The sequence below is a fragment of the Flavobacterium piscisymbiosum genome (assembly GCF_020905295.1).
In the GTDB taxonomy this organism is placed as follows: domain Bacteria; phylum Bacteroidota; class Bacteroidia; order Flavobacteriales; family Flavobacteriaceae; genus Flavobacterium; species Flavobacterium piscisymbiosum.
Genome location: NZ_JAJJMM010000001.1, coordinates 5,095,176 through 5,112,936, shown reverse-complemented (window position 1 = coordinate 5,112,936; position 17,761 = coordinate 5,095,176). Strand labels below are relative to the sequence as shown.

At 33.3% G+C, this 17,761-nt stretch carries 15 protein-coding genes; 7 read left to right on the top strand and 8 right to left on the bottom strand.

All coding sequences use genetic code 11. From position 1 onward, the window contains the following. Window positions 1–4 precede the first annotated feature (4 nt). The 5 genes from LNP81_RS21755 to LNP81_RS21735 all read left to right on the top strand — a co-directional run bounded on the left by LNP81_RS21755 (window position 5) and on the right by LNP81_RS21735 (window position 5,899). Window positions 5–466, top strand: a complete 462-nt coding sequence (locus LNP81_RS21755) for a DUF6985 domain-containing protein (RefSeq protein ID WP_230039387.1) — start codon at window positions 5–7, stop codon at window positions 464–466. Window positions 467–624: 158 nt separating this feature from the next. After that, window positions 625–1,455, top strand: a complete 831-nt coding sequence (locus LNP81_RS21750) for a Cof-type HAD-IIB family hydrolase (protein ID WP_230039386.1) — start codon at window positions 625–627, stop codon at window positions 1,453–1,455. 196 nt (window positions 1,456–1,651) lie between these two features. Next, a complete protein-coding gene (locus LNP81_RS21745) occupies window positions 1,652–3,997 on the top strand; it encodes a S9 family peptidase (protein WP_230039385.1) in 2,346 nt (781 codons plus the stop codon). Window positions 3,998–4,259: 262 nt separating this feature from the next. Beyond that, window positions 4,260–5,216: a phosphoribosylaminoimidazolesuccinocarboxamide synthase gene (locus tag LNP81_RS21740; RefSeq protein ID WP_230039384.1), complete on the top strand. Its 957-nt coding sequence runs from the start codon at window positions 4,260–4,262 to the stop codon at window positions 5,214–5,216. 302 nt (window positions 5,217–5,518) lie between these two features. Further along, window positions 5,519–5,899: an ankyrin repeat domain-containing protein gene (locus LNP81_RS21735; protein ID WP_230039383.1), complete on the top strand. Its 381-nt coding sequence runs from the start codon at window positions 5,519–5,521 to the stop codon at window positions 5,897–5,899. Between the two features lie 57 nt (window positions 5,900–5,956). On the opposite strand, the gene LNP81_RS21730 is transcribed toward LNP81_RS21735, so the two are convergent. Beyond that, window positions 5,957–6,496 carry an SRPBCC family protein gene (locus LNP81_RS21730; RefSeq protein WP_230039382.1) on the bottom strand — a complete coding sequence of 180 codons (540 nt, stop codon included), beginning with the start codon at window positions 6,494–6,496 and terminating at the stop codon, window positions 5,957–5,959. 363 nt (window positions 6,497–6,859) lie between these two features. On the opposite strand from LNP81_RS21730, the gene LNP81_RS21725 reads away from it, so the two are divergent. After that, on the top strand, window positions 6,860–7,240 hold the full coding sequence (locus tag LNP81_RS21725) for an ankyrin repeat domain-containing protein (protein ID WP_230039381.1): 381 nt from the start codon (window positions 6,860–6,862) through the stop codon (window positions 7,238–7,240). Between the two features lie 174 nt (window positions 7,241–7,414). On the opposite strand, the gene LNP81_RS21720 is transcribed toward LNP81_RS21725, so the two are convergent. From LNP81_RS21720 to LNP81_RS21690, 7 genes are all read right to left on the bottom strand, one after another. Continuing rightward, window positions 7,415–8,017, bottom strand: a complete 603-nt coding sequence (locus LNP81_RS21720) for a DUF2238 domain-containing protein (protein ID WP_230039380.1) — start codon at window positions 8,015–8,017, stop codon at window positions 7,415–7,417. 145 nt (window positions 8,018–8,162) lie between these two features. Beyond that, window positions 8,163–11,261, bottom strand: a complete 3,099-nt coding sequence (locus LNP81_RS21715) for an efflux RND transporter permease subunit (RefSeq protein WP_230039379.1) — start codon at window positions 11,259–11,261, stop codon at window positions 8,163–8,165. 3 nt (window positions 11,262–11,264) lie between these two features. Beyond that, window positions 11,265–12,350 carry an efflux RND transporter periplasmic adaptor subunit gene (locus LNP81_RS21710; protein WP_230039378.1) on the bottom strand — a complete coding sequence of 362 codons (1,086 nt, stop codon included), beginning with the start codon at window positions 12,348–12,350 and terminating at the stop codon, window positions 11,265–11,267. Between the two features lie 11 nt (window positions 12,351–12,361). After that, window positions 12,362–13,606 carry a TolC family protein gene (locus LNP81_RS21705; RefSeq protein ID WP_230039377.1) on the bottom strand — a complete coding sequence of 415 codons (1,245 nt, stop codon included), beginning with the start codon at window positions 13,604–13,606 and terminating at the stop codon, window positions 12,362–12,364. Window positions 13,607–13,689: 83 nt separating this feature from the next. After that, window positions 13,690–15,051 (bottom strand): sensor histidine kinase, encoded by a 1,362-nt coding sequence (locus LNP81_RS21700; protein ID WP_230039376.1) that lies wholly within the window; start codon window positions 15,049–15,051, stop codon window positions 13,690–13,692. Then, entirely contained in the window at window positions 15,048–15,728 is a 681-nt protein-coding gene (locus tag LNP81_RS21695; protein WP_230039375.1) for a response regulator transcription factor, read from the bottom strand. The genes LNP81_RS21700 and LNP81_RS21695 overlap by 4 nt, the downstream gene beginning before the upstream one ends. Window positions 15,729–15,794: 66 nt before the next feature. Next, window positions 15,795–16,883, bottom strand: coding sequence for a M42 family metallopeptidase (locus tag LNP81_RS21690; protein WP_230039374.1), 1,089 nt, complete (start codon window positions 16,881–16,883; stop codon window positions 15,795–15,797). A gap of 81 nt (window positions 16,884–16,964) precedes the next feature. On the opposite strand from LNP81_RS21690, the gene LNP81_RS21685 reads away from it, so the two are divergent. Beyond that, window positions 16,965–17,645, top strand: coding sequence for a DUF4294 domain-containing protein (locus LNP81_RS21685; RefSeq protein ID WP_230039373.1), 681 nt, complete (start codon window positions 16,965–16,967; stop codon window positions 17,643–17,645). Window positions 17,646–17,761: the final 116 nt, after the last annotated feature.

The following is a 17,761-nucleotide window of genomic DNA, read 5'->3' as shown; positions in this document are numbered from 1 at the left end:
TTATATGGAATCGAAAATAGTTGGACAGCTTCAACCTTTGGAATATGATGAAGATTTTTTTGAAAGCGAGCCTTACACAATACCATATTTCAATAACAAGAAATTAAAAATTGGATTTGTAGAAGCAAAACATGAACCATATCTATCTGAAGCAGATAAAGTATTAGAAAATTTCTTAAATATAACTGTAGAAGAAAGAATAAAAGATTCACAACTAGTTTTTAAGTATTATGATGAAACTTTAAACTTTGGATATACGGAAGACCTTGATATTAAAGCCGTCGAAGAAATTTGGGATTTTGTTTATCCAAATGAGATAATTATTAATTGGGACGAAAACGGTGATTTTTATTTGTGTGTTTCTTGCGGTTGTGAATGGGAGGAAGAACACGGACTTCAATTAGTTTTTAAAAATGGATCAGCCTTATCGAGAGTAAGCGGACATGATGGACAATTTAGTGATTAACTATTTTATATTGATTAACATAACTAAAAAAACAGTATTTGACGAAATAGTTAAATAAATAATAAACTTCAACTATTTTGGTCTTTAAAGCCCTTTTATCTTTGCTCTTCTTGCGGTAAAGCCGTAAATTTACACATCATAAATACTTGATCTTTAATATGACAAAATTAAAAAATATAAAAGTTGTAGTGACCGACCTTGACGGAACTTTACTCAACCCTCAACACAGAATATCAGATTACACCAAATCAATTTTTCAGGAACTTCACAATCAAAATTATCTTATTGTTGTGGCTACAGGACGTCATCATCTTGATGCAATGGCTATTATCGAAACGCTGGAAGTTCCGGTTTTTCTTGTAAGTTCAAACGGAGCCAGAATTCATTCACCGGAAAAAGAAGAGCTTTTTGCATTCAACTTAAATAGTGATGTTGTAAAAGCTGCATTAAATGTCGAAATCGATCCCGAAATTACAGTTGTTTTATTCAAAGAAAATGTTTGGCAAACCAATAAATGGAGCGAAAAACTAAATGCTTTTCAGGCCGATTTAAAATACCATCCGGAATTGGTTGATTATAAAAACCTGGAAGATTTTGGCGCAATTAAAATTTTCTTCTCCTGTGATAATCATGAAAAATTAGTGAAGTTGAAAGATGATATTTTAGTCCATTCTTCAGAATATTTGCACCACGCTTTTAGCTTGCCAACGTGTTTAGAATTTATGGATAAATCTATTGATAAAGCAGTTGCGATCGAAATGGTACTTGAAAAACAAGGTTTTACTCTGGATCAGGCGATTTCATTTGGAGACGGTTTCAATGACGTTCAAATGTTATCTGCATCAGGAAAAGGTTTAATTATGGGAAATGCTCCGGCATTGCTCAAGGAAACTTTACCTGATTTAGAAGTCATTAAAACTAATGCAGAAGATGGAGTAGCACAATATATAGCAACGAAAATTTTAAATAAAGAATTTGCTGTAAGCTAATTTAAAATAATAAAAGAGTTTGAAATTGCTGAAATTAGAATTTTAGGCTTTTCATAAAATTAAGATCCCTGAAGTTAATTCTTCAGGGATTTTTTTATTAAATGAAAAATTTACAAATGATTTCGCAAGCAAATAACAAAAAAACTTTTTTAATAATTTTCAAAGTGTATTTTTGTTTTATCAAAAAACGAATACCATGACAAAAAACATTTTTATCATTGCCCTTTTAATTTTTTCAATTTCGGGCAAAAGCCAAACATTAAAATTGGAAGAAATAATGAAAGGCGAATCTTTTATTGGAAATCAACCTACAAACGGACGCTGGTCTCTGGATGGTAAAAAAGTATATTTTGAATGGAATCCAACCAATGATTTAGGAACAAGTACTTATTTCTGGCAAAAAGGAGCAGCAAAATCAGTTTTGGCAGAACCAAAAGAAGCTGCTTTTTCGAAACTTGATTTTAAAAGAAAACCAAATTCTGATGTTGCTTATTATACTGATAACGGAGGATTGTATTCGTATACAATTAGCACAAAAACGATAAAGAAAATTATTCAGCAAAGTACTCCAATTTCAAACCTTCAATTAGGCGCAGCAAATGGAATAGTATTCTTTGAACAAAATGATAATATTTTTAAATACAATACTAAAGAAGGAACAATGCTGCAAATAACCAACTTTAATAAAGGTACTAAAAAAGAAAAACCAGCTGGTAAAGATTCTTTTTTAAAGACGCAACAAAAAGAATTATTTCTGTTTATTAGAGATAAGGAAGCTAAAAAACAATGGAATCTTGCCAAAAGCAAAGCCGTTAAATCTGATTTTGCTAAAGAATATTTTTATGGAAAAGATAATTTCTACAATCTAAAAGCAAATCCAAATGGAAATTTCGCCACTTTTAGTCTGGTAGAAGAATCTGATGTGAAAAAAGAGAAAATGGAAGTTTTTATAACAGATGATGGTTATAATCAAACTCCTGATACCAAAGAAAAAGTGTCAACGGCTAATTTTGTAAAAACTAAATTCGGAATTTATTCTTTAGCAAAAGATACCGTTTATTATGTCAATTTTTCGACTTTAAGTCATATTCAGGATACTCCAAAGTATTATGAATCGTATGATAATTTAAAAAACAAAGCCAAAGAAGATAAACTAGTTACTTCTCAGGCTCCAGTTTATAATGAAGATGGATCTTTGGCAATTGTCGAAATCAGAAGTCAGGATAATAAAGACAGATGGCTGGTAAATTTAAATCTTGAAAACGGAACTTTTAAAGAAATCGAACATCAGCATGATGATGCGTGGATTGCAGGTCCCGGAATTCCTTCGTATTCTTTTGATTCAGGAACTTTAGGTTTTCTGGCAGATAATGAGACGATTTATTTCCAGTCTGAAGCCACAGGATATTCGCATTTGTATACTTATAATGTAAAATCAGGTAAGAAAACACAACTTACAACTGGAAATTGGGAAGTTCGTGATGTTACATTATCTAAAGATAAAAAGGTATTTTATTTAACCACAAATACAACACATCCGGGAAATAGAAATTTCTATAAACTAGAAGCAACAGGTGGAGCTTTAGAACCAATTTTAACAAAAGACGGAGCGCATGAAGTAGTAGTTTCTCCTGACGAAAAATCACTTTTGGTTCGTTATTCGTATAAAAATATTCCTTGGGATTTTTATATTGCCGACAATAAAAAGAATACGACTTTACAGCAAATTTCTTCTTCGGTATCAGAAAGTTTCAAAAGCTATAAATGGAGAGAACCTGAAGTAATTACATTCAAAGCACAAGACGGAACTCCTGTAAATGCAAGATTGTATACGCCTAAATCAGAAAACGCAAACAAAGCTGCTGTGATTTTTGTTCATGGTGCGGGTTATTTGCAAAATGCTCACAATTATTGGAGTAATTATTATAGAGAATATATGTTTCATAACATGTTGACTGATTTAGGTTATACAGTTCTGGACATCGATTATAGAGGAAGTGACGGCTACGGACGTGATTTTAGAACCGGAATTTACCGTTTTATGGGAGGAAAAGATTTATCTGATCATCTTGACGGGAAAAAAATATTAGTAGAAAAATATGGAATTGATGCCAATAGAGTAGGGATCTACGGAGGTTCATACGGTGGATTTATTACTCTAATGGGAATGCTGACTACTCCCGGCGAATTTGCTTCGGGCGCGGCATTGCGTTCGGTTACAGATTGGGCACATTATAATCACGGATACACTGGCAATATTCTAAATTTTCCGGAAACAGATCCTGAAGCTTACAAAAAAAGTTCTCCTATTTATTATGCAGATAATTTAAAAGGAAATTTGGTAATGTTACACGGAATGGTGGATGATAATGTTGAATATAAAGACATTGTACGTTTGTCACAACGTTTTATAGAATTACAAAAGAAAAATTGGATTCTTGCTTCTTTCCCTGTTGAATCTCACGGTTTTAAAGAAACTTATTCCTGGATTGATGAATACAGCAGAATTTTGAATTTGTTTAATTCAACGCTTCTTAAATAAGTTTACAGTTTTCAGTCGCGGTCTCAATCTCAGTTTTCAGTCACAGTGAAAAGCAGTTTACAGAGGGTTTGAAAACCTAGTTAAAGCTTTGTCAAAGTTTAAAACTTTGACAGAGCTCGCGCAAAGACCGAGATCGAGAGTGAATACTGCGACTGAATACTGCGACTGAATATTGCGACTGAAAACTGAATACTGAAAAACTTGCTTGCTCTTTTAATTAGTTTTAAATTTGCATTCATAAAAAACAACACAACTAGCAATAATGAGCAATACAATCACAACTACAAACTTTAATTTTCCAGATCAGAAATCAGTTTACCGCGGAAAAGTTAGAGAAGTTTACAACATCAATGACGACCTTTTGGTAATGGTAGCAACCGACAGACTTTCGGCTTTTGACGTGGTTTTACCAAAAGGTATTCCGTACAAAGGGCAAATCCTGAATCAGATTGCAACGAGATTTATGGAATTGACAGAAGATATTGTACCAAACTGGTTGATTGCAACTCCGGATCCTAATGTTGCTGTAGGACATTTATGTGAGCCTTTTAAAGTAGAAATGGTTATTCGCGGTTATGTTTCAGGACATGCTGCTCGTGAGTATGCTGCCGGAAAGAGACAAATTTGTGGTGTAACTATGGCAGAAGGTTTAAAGGAAAACGATAAATTTCCTGAACCAATTATTACGCCAACTACAAAAGCAGATAATGGTTCTCATGACGAAGATATTTCTCGTGAAGATATTTTGGCTAAAGGAATTGTTACAGAAGAAGATTATATTGTATTAGAAAAATATACGCGTGATTTGTTTCAAAGAGGGACTGAAATTGCTTCAGAACGCGGATTAATTTTAGTGGATACAAAATACGAATTCGGAAAAACGAAAGATGGTGTTATTGTTTTAATTGATGAAATTCATACACCGGATTCTTCTCGTTATTTTTATGCCGATGGATATCAGGAAAGACAAGATAAAGGAGAAGAACAAAAACAATTATCAAAAGAATTCGTTCGTCGTTGGTTGATCGAAAATGGTTTTCAAGGGCAGGACGGGCAACAAATTCCAGAGATGACAGACGCTTACATTGAATCAGTTTCTGAAAGATATATTGAATTGTATGAAAATATCTTAGGAGAAAAATTCGTTAAGGCAGATATTGCAAATATCGATCAGCGTATTGAGAAAAATGTAGTAGAGTATTTAAGTACTAAAGAGTAGTTTTCGGGCTTATTTAACCGTAAACTTTTAAAAATAAAAATGCCTTGTTATACTAATAGCAAGGCATTTTCTTTTGTGTAAATTTTTACTAAAAAGTTCAATTTAGAATAAAGATAGTAGAGAAGCAAATAGAAGTGCAATGAAGCGTTTCTCTGAGTTGCACTTTTTTTATTTAATTTTTTTTTCATTTATGTGTAACATATTTGATTGTTTAGACGACTACTATAGTAATCAAAAAAATTAAGAATGATATTTAAGCATTAATTTAATTTTTACATCAATCATAAAATCAATCAATCAACATGAAAAAATCAGTAATTATTTTAGGTTTAGCTCTGGCTATGTCTACACAAGTATCGAAAGCATCGAATATCAGGCAATTAGTAAAAGATCCAATCGATTCTCCTGCTAATGAAGTGTCGTCTCTACATTACGCCGTATGTGAGGGAGATATTGAAAAGGTTAAAAAATTAATTGAATACGGAACCAATGTAAATAAGTTGGTTAGAGATATGTCACCTTTGATGTTGGCAGCCCGTTTTAATAAATTTGAAATTATTAAGGTTTTATTGGCTAGCGGAGCTAATCCCAGGATCGAGAATGAAAAAGGTTTAAGAGCAATAAATTTCGCAGAGTACGCAAAAGCTACTGAATCTATCGCAATTTTGAAAAATGCAAAATAAGATTAGCAAAAAAGCATCAGTTATAGCTGATGCTTTTTTATTTATTAGCGATATAGATTATTCCTGTAATTTATCCTTTAGATTTTCAAGACCTTTTTGCAAATCATTCCCAATCATTTGATCCATTTTCATCATGGGCAGCATGATATTCATTGGGTAGGGAATAACGCCATTAATCCCCCATTTTACTTTGGTTTGATTTCCTGAAACAGTTTCTGTAGACATAAAACCTACGGCTGTATCTTCCATTGGTTTTTTGAAGCGCAAAGCAAAATCGATACGTTTTCCTGTAGTTATATTGGTAATTTCCTGCTCGCCAACACCAACTTCTTTTACATCACTTTCCCACGCAGATTTTGATCCAACTTCTCCATCAGTTCCGGTATAAGTTACTTTCATTTTTGGATCGGTATTGGCCCAAACACTAAATTCGTTTTGATTTTTTAAGGATCTTACGTAATTAAAAACGGTATCAACTGGTTTATTGATCGTAATTTCTCTCTCGATTGCATAGTTTTTTGGCATCACATACGCCGCGATTAATACGATGGCAATAATCAAAATGAGGACGATCAGAATTTTTTTAATGATTCCCATAATTTTTGGTTTTAAGGTTGTTAATTGGTTTTTGTTTGTTTATTAAATGGCAACTTGTTTATTTAATGTGATTTAAATATAGAGTAAATTTAAAAAAACTAAGGGCTTGAATTTATGATATGATATTTTTTTTGATATTTTTTCATTTTTACTGTAACATTTTGAATAAGATAGCGTCTATTATGTAGAAGCTTTTTTAAAAAGAGATAACATAAATTTTAAGCTTCTTGGATATTTGTTATCTAAAAGTTAAGAATTAGTTAAAACATGGTACTTTGTTATGCATAATACATGAATTAGAAGTACATTTACATAGAAATTAAAAATCATCATTAATCAATCAACAATTAACAATCAATCATTATGAAAAATTCAATCATTTATTTAGGAGTAGCTTTAGTAGCATTTGCAAATGTTTCAATGGCTTCAAATCAACCATCATTTGTACAACCACAAATGGAAATCGTAAACAGTTTCTCAACTCCACTAAATGTGGCTGTGAGTAAAGGAGATCTTGATTTTGTTAAAAAATTAATAGAATACGGAGCTGATGTAAATCAATTATCTGAAGATCTGTCACCTTTGATGATAGCTGCACGTTATAACAAAGTAGATATTCTAAAAGTTTTATTAGCAAACGGAGCAAATGCATCTGTTAGAAATGACAAAGGGTTTACAGCTTTAAAATATGCACAATTATCAAATGCAACAGAGGCTATTGCCATTTTGAAAGATTTGAAATAAAAGTTTAAATCGAGTTTTTGAGTTAGTATACAAAACGACCTTCCTTGAGCAGAAGGTCGTTTTTTATTTGGATACTTTTTTAGCCCCGATGGGAGGGAAAATCCTTTTGTCAGCCGCGGCGGACAAAAGATTTGGAAGGACAGCGGGAATAGCTCCTAAAAAAACAGAAGATTCTTAAAAGTCTGTTTTTTGAATCTGATTATCTTGTATTTTCGAAAATAGAATCAATCCCACAATTGCACCAATCGTAGCAAATAGCATATCCGATTGTGTATCCCAAACATATCCTTGTGTTCCTAAAAATGCATCGCCGCCATCTCCGGTTGCTATCGAAACAAACCATTCGATAAATTCATATGCTGCGCTAATAGCCAGACAAATGGAAACTATAATAAAATTGAAGAAACTTTGATTGGCAATTACTTTTTTGCGAATAAATAGTTCTCTTATGATCATTGCCGGAACCAAACCTTGCGCAAAATGACCTACTTTATCATAATTGTTTCTGCTTTGATGAAAAACTTCTTTGATGTAGTCAAAAAACGGAACTTCGGCGTACGTATAATGTCCGCCAATGAACAGAATGATGCAATGAATTAAAATTAAAGTATAGGTAAAATTGGTAAACCTAAATTTTTTGAAAGTGAATGCTAAAATCAAAAATCCGATAATGGCAGGAATTACTTCGAGAAAGCAAGTAAAACCTTCTTTTGGGTTGATGACCGAGGCAAGTAGCGAAATGAAGAAAACGCTCACTAAAAAATAAATATACTTCATAAGGTTTTATATGTAATAAAAATAAGACGCAAGATAATGAAGTAATATTTAGTAAAAATAAAAAAAGCACCATTAAAAATAATGATGCTTTTTTCTTTCAAACCTAATCAAATTAATTTAACCAATTAATCAATCTTCAATTTCTTTATTCGATTGGAATATGTTTTTTGCGGTTGAACACCCAAAATATAATAGGGAAAACCAAAAGTGTTAAAACAGTTGCAGTAATTAATCCTCCGATAATAACAATTGCCAATGGTTTTTGTGACTCAGAACCAATTCCAGTTGAAATTGCTGCAGGCATTAAACCTATAGATGCCATAAGTGCGGTCATGACCACGGCTCTTGTTCTGGCTTTTACACCCATAAATATCGATTCTTCGAGTGTGAACTTGGCTTTTAAATTATGATGAAATTCGGATATCAGAATAACTCCGTTTTGAATACAAATTCCCAGCAAGGCAATAAAACCAACTCCTGCAGAGATTCCGAAGTTCATTCTGGTAAGATGCAGTGCAATAATTCCTCCAATAATCGCAAAAGGAACATTCGCCAGAACCAGTAATGAATCTTTGATATTGCCAAATAAAATAAACAAGAGAACAAATATCCCGATTAAACTGATAGGAACAACCTGAGCCAAACGGGCACTGGCGCGAACCTGATTTTCAAATTCTCCTGTCCATCCTACGGTATATCCGTTTGGAAGTTTCATTTTAGCCACTTTTGCCTGTGCTTCTGCAATGGTACTTCCTAAATCTCGATCACGAACAGAGAATTTTACACCTATAAAACGTTTGGTATTATCTCTGTAAATAAATGCCGGCCCCGTTATGGTTTTTAAATCAGAGATTTCTTTCAATGGAATTTTAATACCGCTAATAGTTGGAACTTTAAGTTCGGCAATATCATTTTCATCTTTACGATATTCCTTAGAAAAACGAACTCTGACATCAAACTTTTTATCGTCTTCATATTTTTCTGTTGCTGTTTTTCCTCCAAAAGCTAATTCTAAAACCGCTTGTGCATCACTTAATGTTACTCCGTAAGCTGCCATTTTATCTCTGTCGAGTATAACACTAATTTCAGGCTGACCAACATTTCTTAGAATTCCGGCATCTTTTATACCCGGAATATTTTTTATTTGTGCCAAAACTTCGTTTGATAACTCGTCTAATTTATCCAGATCATCTCCATAAATTTTAACAGCATTTGAGGCTTTAAATCCTGCCACAGATTCTGCTACGTTATCAATTACCGGTTGCGAATAATTATAAGTAATTCCCTGATGAACGCGTAGTTTTTCATCCATTTCATTAATCAAATCATCCATGCTGATTTTTCGTTTCCATTCTGATTTTGGTTTTAAATCAACCTGAAGTTGTATAAATCCAAATCCATTTGGGTCAGTTCCGTCATTACTTCGTCCGGTTTGCGATAAAACATTTTTTACCTCAGGAAAACTTTCCAGATCTTTTCTAATTATCGCAGCTGTTTTTACACTTTCCGGCAATGAAGTACTCATAGGCAATTCTGCCGTAACCCATAAAGCTCCTTCGTTAAGTTGTGGTAAAAACTCTGTTCCTAAAAAAGTAGCCGAAAAGAAAACCACTACCAAAAGCGAGATTGAACCAATTAAGGTTTGTACTTTATGCTTAAAAGTCCAGGCAAAACTTTTACCTACAATTCGATCCCAGAAATTAACAAACGGATTATTTTTTTCTTTTACATTTTTATTTAAAAGTATATGCGATAAAACAGGAACTAAAGTCAGGGTAAAAAGTAATGCGCCCATTAAAGCAAAACCTAATGTATAGGCTAGGGGAGAAAACATTTTTCCTTCTACTTTCTGGAATGAGAATATGGGTAATAAGGCAGTAATAATGATTAATTTAGAAAAGAAGATGGCTTTACCCATTTCGGCTCCGGTTTTTTTAATCAAACTTCCTTTTGCAATTTTATTATATGCTGTCATTCCTAATTGATGCGCCCTATGATCTAAGACGACAAATAATCCTTCGACCATTACCACGGCACCATCAATAATAATCCCGAAATCGACCGCACCCAAACTCAGTAAGTTCGCGCTCATTCCCATCATTTTTAGACATAAAAAGGCAAATAATAAAGAGAGCGGAATAACAATCGAAACGGTAAAAGTAGTTCTCCAGTCGGCCATAAAGAGGAATACAACGCAGGTAACCAGAATAATTCCTTCAAATAAGTTATGCATTACAGTTTCGGTCGTGAAATTCATTAAATTATCACGATCATAAAAAGTTACTAACTTGATGTCTTTTGGAAGAACATTATCGTTTAAGTCTTTTATTTTTGCTTTTATTAATGCTAGTGTCTCCTGAGGATTTTCACCTTTTCGCATTACAATTATACCTTCGACAACATCATCATTTTTGCCTAATCCGGTTTGGCCAACTCTAGGCATGGCGCTTTCATAAACCGAAGCCAGGTTTTTTACTAAAATAGGATTCCCGTTCGCATCATCAACAATAATATTTTCGATATCCTGAATCGATTTTAGAAGTCCAACGCCACGAACTACAAAAGCCTGACCGTTTTTTTCGATAATATCTCCACCCACATTTAAGTTTCCTGCATTTACAGCGTTATAAACCTGAAGTGGTGTAATGTTGTATTTGGCTAGTTTAATTGGGTCAACACCAACTTCGTATGTTTTGGTTTGTCCTCCAAAAACATTCAAATCAGCAACACCGGGAACAGAGCGAAGTTGTTTGTCAATTACCCAGTTTTGGTAAGTTAGTAACTCTCTACTATCTCTGCTGTCACTTTTTACAATATATCTAAAAATCTCACCGGTAGGCCCATAAGGCGGCTGAACATCCGGTTCTACATCATCCGGAAGCGAGACATTTTTTAATAAATTGTTTACCTGAAGACGCGCAAACTGATCGTCTACGCCGTCATCAAAAATAATTTTGATTACCGATAATCCAAACATCGTAATACTACGAACGCTTGTCTTTTTTTGAACCGAGTTCATCGAGATCTCGATAGGCGAGGTTACAAATCGCTCTACTTCTTCGGCACTTTTCCCGTTCCATTGCGTTATGATGATGATTTGAGTATTTGTTACATCCGGAAATGCGTCAATAGGCATATTTTTGAAAGAAATAAACCCGGCGACTGCTAATAATCCTACCCAGAAAAAGGTAAACGCTTTATTCTTTAGCGAAAAAGCAATAATATTTCGTATGAATTTGTTCATGTCTTATTCGTTTAAAGCGCGATAAATAAATAACTGATTGTTGGTAATTACTTTCTCATTTTCTTTTAAACCTTTAGAAATGTAGGTTACATCACCAACAACTCTGTAAACATCTACTTGTCTTGTTTCGATGTTATTACGATCCTTAAATACCATTACAAAGTTTTTGCTTTTATCAAAAACAATTGCCTTACTCGGTACGGCTATCATACTGTCTCCTTCGCTATAAGACAGTTTGATATTGGCATTCATATCAGGCTTTAGCATATAACCGGGATTCTGTAATTTTATACGTGCCTGCATGGCCTTAGTTTCGGGATCGATAACGTTGAAAATTTTATCGACTTTTCCTTTAAAAACTTTATCAGGATAACTTAAGGTTGTGACATCAGCATCGATTCCTAATTTTACTTTATTAATGTCTATTTCATTAATATTCGCCAAAGCCCAAACTTCGCTAATCTCAGCAATATCAAAAATGTTTTCAGAACGGTCATTTCGTAAAAGCATATCCTGATTGATGCTTTTTTGAATAATAAAACCACTAATTGGTGCAGTTACTTCGTAAATCGAACCCGCTTTGATGTTGTATATTTTATACGTTTCCTGAATTTTACTCAATTGAGATTGCGCTTTATTTACTTCAGATTTTGCCTGAAGAACATCACTTTCAGAATTTAATTTTCCGTCAAATAATTCCTGAGCAACTTTCATTTGATTTTTCGCTACCAGTAAATCGTTTTTAGCATCAATCGATTGTTTTTCAAAATCAGCAATATCGGTACTTTTTATCGTAGCCAAAACTTGTCCTTTACGCACATAATCTCCAAGTTCTACATTTACTTTGATCACGTTTCCGCCAACAAGCGGGTAAACGTCAATCATTTTATTGTTATCAGCGGTAATTTTCCCGTAAAAACTTAAAACGTTTTTGACAGGCTGAGTTTGTGCTTCGGCTGTAGTAGTTGTTTTAAGCATCGAATCGCTCAAAGCAAAAGACGTATTAGTATCAGGATTTTCAACTTCCTTTTTGCAGCTTGCGATTGATAAACTCACAAGAGCAATTCCTATAATTAGTTTATATTTCATTTTGTTTAGTTTTAGAATAAGTCTTTGTTGATGGTACTATTAAGTTCTTCGCCCGAAAGCACTACTTTTTTCTTTAATTCATTTACCAGTATAGAAGCCTGATTATAACTCTCCATAAAATCAGTAAACTCTAATAAACTGATATTTCGTTTCTGAAAGTTGGTCAGGATTCCGTTATAAACCGCTTCAAAGTCTGAATTTACAGTAGGTTTTATCACAACATAGTTTTTGCGGGATTCGTCCCATTTGTTCCATGCCGATGTAATTTCGGTTTGCAACTGCAAGTCAAAATTTTGCTTCTCAATTTTTGATTGTTCTAAAATCGTTTGTGCATATTTGATGTTTCCTTTGTTTTTATTCCAAAGAGGTAACGGAATTCCAAGTGTCAAATTAGCTTCGTTATTAAAAGCTCCGCTTCGCTGATCATAATTGGCTCCAAGAGTAAGATCCGGAATCGAAAGGGATTTTTGCCATTTTACATTTATTTCGTTTGCTTCAATATCTTTTTGTTTGGCTAAATAATCAGGACGATTTGCGATAGCATCATCTTGAAAAGCCTTAAGATCAAACGGAATTGTTTTAATGTATTTATTAAATTCTTCCTTTGAAACATCAGGAACAATATTTTCAGCAGAATTCAGTAATAATTTTAAGTTGGCTTGCTCTTCAATATTTTCATTTACAACTCCCATTCTTTCATTCTTAAAATTTAAAAACAGAGATTGTAAACGCACCACATCCCGCAAAGGAACATTTCCTTTTTGCGCCTGAATAGAGTAGGAGTTAATTAAGTCTTCAATGTGAACCAGTTGTTTGTCTGTAGTTTCAAGACTTTTTGTGTTGTAATAAACGGTGAAAAAACTTTTTCGCAATTGAAGTTTTAAAGTCCTCAACAGATCATTAAACTGTAGTTCGGCTAGCTTTTCATTAGTTTGAGCCAGCTTAATTTCATTGCGTTTTTTTCCACCTAAATAAATCAATTGCTCAATCCCAAATACTTTTTGTCCGTCTTTCCCAATATCAAAATATTGCTTCCGCTCGGGGTTGTAAGCGTTTAATTCTGCGGTAATGGATGGATTGTCCCAAATACGGGCCTGAATCGTTAATGCTTTCGATGCATCGATATTATATTGTGATGCCAACAAAAAAAGGTTGTTTTTAAGAAATTGGCTTTCACAGTCCTGAAGGGTGACTGTTTTTTGAGCCAAAACTACCGGACCGAAAAGTACAAGTATGAATGCACAGAGTTTTCTCATTGTATTATTTTTAATTATACAAATATGCTATCACCAGACTTTAAGACTCCTTAAAATCTACCTTAAAAATACCTTAAAATAATTTAAAAATGAAAAAATAACTGAAATAAATTCGTGTTAATCTCTGGAATACTGTAAGTTATGTTTGCTTTGTGCAATGTTAAGATGCGTTGCACAATACGCAAACCAAGGCCAAAGCCTGAAGTTCCTTTTGAATTTTTGCCACGCATAAAAGGTTGAAAAAGAATTTTTTGTTCATTTTCTTTTAGCGTGTTCCCCGTGTTAGAAATAGAAATAATTAAGTTATTATCCTGAGTGCTAATAACAACTTTCGCCTGTTTATTATCAGAGTAAACACAAGCATTCTTAAGTACATTGCTTATAGCGATTTCCAATAAATTTTTATTGCCTTTTATTTCTAAGGCAGTATCTATATTATCGCTTTCTTCTATTTCGAACAAAATTAAAAACTCAGGATAGCTTTTATTTAAATTCTCTATAGCCGAAAATAAGATTTCATCCATACGATGAACTTCATTACTTTCATGTTTCTTATTATCTATTTTAGATAAAATCAAAAGCGAATTAATTAATTCAGTTAATTGATTTACATCAGATAAAATAGTCTTCAAAAAACTCTTTCTCTCATTGCTGGTCTTAGTATCAGCGATTACGTTTTCTATTTGCGAAGTAATTCTGGATAACGGAGTTCTAAGTTCGTGAGAAGCATGTGCAGTAAATTCTTTTTGCCTTTGATAGGAGATTTCGATCCTGTCCATCATAAAATTGAACTCATTCGCAATCAAATCAATTTCATCCTTATTGCTTTTTGATTCTACACGAGTATCAAGATTGTTCTCGTTTATATTCTTTATTTTCTGATGAAAAGTATTTAGCGGACTCATTAATTTTTTAACCGTAATCGAAGTAACTACCCAGCAAATACATGTAAAAAAGATATAAGAAACTATTAGTGTATATCTTAAAAATAGCAATCTGCGTTGACCAAAATTATCTGTGGCCGATATTAAAGCATAAAAATCCCTGTCATTGGTATCATAAAAAACACCATAAACCTCATAGTTTCCTTGTTTCTTAAAAAAGGTTTTATGCTTTTTTAGATATTTTAGATCATCTATAGACCATTTTATTTTTGCATCATCAATACTACTATAAATAAGTTTGTAATTAGAATCAAAAACCAAAGTTTTCTCATCATACAATTTATTGATCGAATTTTGATCAATCATCTTCAAAAGCTGATTATCGATTTCCTTTACATTTACAAGAAGTTTAATATTCGATAGCGCCTTAATTTCAAGACGATCCCTGAATTCATCTTTCCTGAAATTGGAATACAAAACAAATATCAAAGTAGAAGCCAACCCAAAAAGGATTGTAAATAATAAACTTACTAAAAGTGATATTCGATTTTTTAATGTCATTCCTGATCGCTCAAATAATATCCGTAACCCACCTTGGTCCTGATAAGTTTTGTTTCATGGTCTTTATCTATTTTTTTCCTCAGAAAATTGATATAAACTTCAATCGTATTCTGATTGGTTTCAATATGATAATCCCAAAGTTTTTCGGCTATAAATTGTTTAGATAATACTTTTCCTTTGGCATGAGCCAAAATCAAAATGAGTTTAAATTCCTTGGGAGTCAGTTTAATCTCTTCACCTGAGCGAAAAATTTTCATATCATCTTCCAGAATTTCTAAATCATTTATAATAATCTTGCTTTCACTTTGCTGCGGAATATCTTTTCGTCTTAACAAAGATGAAATGCGGGCAAATAATTCTTCAAAATGAAAAGGCTTCACCAGATAATCATCGGCACCATTATCAAAAGAAGATAATTTATCCTCAATATCGCTAAAAGCCGTTAACATAATGATTGGTGTTTTTTTATCAACCTCACGAATACCTTTGCAAACATCAATTCCGTTTGTACCGGGAACATTAATATCAAGAATGATTAAATCATAATCGTAAGGAAAATATTTTTTTAATAACAAAGTACCATCATAATAGGGGAAACACTCGAATCCTTTTGTAGTAAAGAACGCTGAGATTTCTTTAGATAAAGTAAAATCGTCTTCGAGTAATAGTATCTTCATGCAGTTTTATATTTGCAAATTCGGCCATTTATAAAAATAACCGAATTTGCGTTTTTCAATCAGTTCTTATTTAAAATAAGAAAAAGTTTCATTGTTTTCAATTTTCAGTAACGATTCATAAATCAACTGAATCACATTTTCAACATCTTCTCTATGCACCATTTCTACAGTTGTATGCATATAACGCAAAGGCAAAGATATCAATGCCGATGCTACGCCGCCATTACTATAAGCAAAAGCATCAGTGTCAGTTCCCGTAGCACGAGAAGTTGCATGACGCTGAAACGGAATCTTATTCTCTTCGGCAGTATCAACAATTAAATCACGCAATTTGTTTTGTACCGCCGGAGCATAAGCAATAACAGGACCTTTACCCATTTTAAGGTCACCTTCAACCTTTTTATCAATCATAGGTGTAGTCGTATCGTGGCAAACATCAGTTACAATAGCAACATTAGGTTTAATAGTCTGAGCAATCATTTCAGCACCACGAAGACCAATTTCTTCCTGAACCGAATTCACGATATACAAACCAAACGGAAGTGTCTTGTTGTTTTCTTTTAATAAACGAGCCACTTCGGCAATCATAAAACCGCCCATTCTGTTATCAATCGCACGACAAACAAATTTATTTTCGTTCAGGATCATAAATTCATCAGGATAAGTAATCACGCAACCCACATGTACGCCCATTTCCAGAACCTGTTCTTTAGTTTCGCAACCCAAATCAATAAAAATATTACTAATTTTTGGAGCCTCTTCCTTATCACGCAAACGCGTATGAATCGCCGGCCAGCCAAAAACACCCTTTACAATGCCTTTTTTAGTATGAATGTGAACCCTTTTCGATGGTGCAATCTGATGATCAGATCCACCATTTCTAATAACATATAATAAACCATCATCAGTAATGTAGTTTACATACCACGAAATTTCATCTGCATGCCCTTCAATTACAACCTTAAAAGGCGCATCAGGATTTATAACTCCAACAGCAGTTCCGTAAGTATCCGTAATAAAAGTATCTACATAAGGTTTTAAATAATTCATCCAAAGTTTTTGCCCTTCGCTTTCGTAGCCAGTAGGAGAGGCGTTATTTAGGTAGCTTTCCAGGAAAGCAATCGAGGTATCTTTTAAGATAGATTCTGTGCTCATAAAAATATTTTTTTGCTAATTTATAAATTTGGTATTAGAGTTGTATATAAATATATAATTTTACACTTAAATTATGATTCAATGAGATTTACCTACTGTATTTTATTCCTCGTGTTGATTTCGTTTACAACTCAGGCTCAGGTTACAACCAAAGAAAACCAGCAAATGGGTTATATATTAACCGAGCAAGACTCTATTTTGAATGATACAATTCAATTGCCCGAGATTATTATTTCGAAAGAAAAACTCGATCCCGAAGCGCAAAAGCAATTCCTGATCCTTCAAAACAGGGTTTATAAAGTATATCCCTACGCAAAACTAGCCGCTGATAGATTAACAGCGCTGAATAGCGGAATGGCACGTTTAAAAACCAACCGCGAAAAGAAGAAGTACTTTAAAATAGTAGAAGATTACCTTAATAATGAATTCGAGGCAAGACTTAAAAAGCTTTCGCGTAAACAAGGTCAAATTCTGGTCAAGCTTGTTCACAGACAAACCGGCATCACAACATACGAATTAATTAAAACCCTAAAAAGCGGTTTCAAAGCCTTTGTATCCAATACAACAGCCAATTTATTCGACATTAGCCTAAAAACCGAATACAAACCCTACGAAGTCAACGAAGACTATCTAATAGAAACCATTCTTCTCAGAGCATTTGAATCCGGTCGCCTGGTAAATCAAAAATCCGCTAATCCTGTAAACTACGACGATCTAATGAATCATTGGGAAGCAAAAGCTAAGACACTCAATAAAAAATAACCTTCCTATATATAAGGTAAGATTTCATTCCCATAACCCGACAGTTTTCAAAAGCCGTCGGATTTATTTTTTGTACCTATATATAAGGACAAGTTTCTACTATAATATATAAGAGC

What these genes read in the sequence shown, in the direction of transcription:
- LNP81_RS21755 (WP_230039387.1), top strand. Translation starts at nt 5, where the DNA reads ATGGAATCGAAAATAGTTGGACAGCTTCAACCTTTGGAATATGATGAA.
- LNP81_RS21750 (WP_230039386.1), top strand. Translation starts at nt 625, where the DNA reads ATGACAAAATTAAAAAATATAAAAGTTGTAGTGACCGACCTTGACGGA.
- LNP81_RS21745 (WP_230039385.1), top strand. Translation starts at nt 1,652, where the DNA reads ATGACAAAAAACATTTTTATCATTGCCCTTTTAATTTTTTCAATTTCG.
- LNP81_RS21740 (WP_230039384.1), top strand. Translation starts at nt 4,260, where the DNA reads ATGAGCAATACAATCACAACTACAAACTTTAATTTTCCAGATCAGAAA.
- LNP81_RS21735 (WP_230039383.1), top strand. Translation starts at nt 5,519, where the DNA reads ATGAAAAAATCAGTAATTATTTTAGGTTTAGCTCTGGCTATGTCTACA.
- LNP81_RS21730 (WP_230039382.1), bottom strand. Translation starts at nt 6,496, where the DNA reads ATGGGAATCATTAAAAAAATTCTGATCGTCCTCATTTTGATTATTGCC.
- LNP81_RS21725 (WP_230039381.1), top strand. Translation starts at nt 6,860, where the DNA reads ATGAAAAATTCAATCATTTATTTAGGAGTAGCTTTAGTAGCATTTGCA.
- LNP81_RS21720 (WP_230039380.1), bottom strand. Translation starts at nt 8,017, where the DNA reads ATGAAGTATATTTATTTTTTAGTGAGCGTTTTCTTCATTTCGCTACTT.
- LNP81_RS21715 (WP_230039379.1), bottom strand. Translation starts at nt 11,261, where the DNA reads ATGAACAAATTCATACGAAATATTATTGCTTTTTCGCTAAAGAATAAA.
- LNP81_RS21710 (WP_230039378.1), bottom strand. Translation starts at nt 12,350, where the DNA reads ATGAAATATAAACTAATTATAGGAATTGCTCTTGTGAGTTTATCAATC.
- LNP81_RS21705 (WP_230039377.1), bottom strand. Translation starts at nt 13,606, where the DNA reads ATGAGAAAACTCTGTGCATTCATACTTGTACTTTTCGGTCCGGTAGTT.
- LNP81_RS21700 (WP_230039376.1), bottom strand. Translation starts at nt 15,051, where the DNA reads ATGACATTAAAAAATCGAATATCACTTTTAGTAAGTTTATTATTTACA.
- LNP81_RS21695 (WP_230039375.1), bottom strand. Translation starts at nt 15,728, where the DNA reads ATGAAGATACTATTACTCGAAGACGATTTTACTTTATCTAAAGAAATC.
- LNP81_RS21690 (WP_230039374.1), bottom strand. Translation starts at nt 16,883, where the DNA reads ATGAGCACAGAATCTATCTTAAAAGATACCTCGATTGCTTTCCTGGAA.
- LNP81_RS21685 (WP_230039373.1), top strand. Translation starts at nt 16,965, where the DNA reads ATGAGATTTACCTACTGTATTTTATTCCTCGTGTTGATTTCGTTTACA.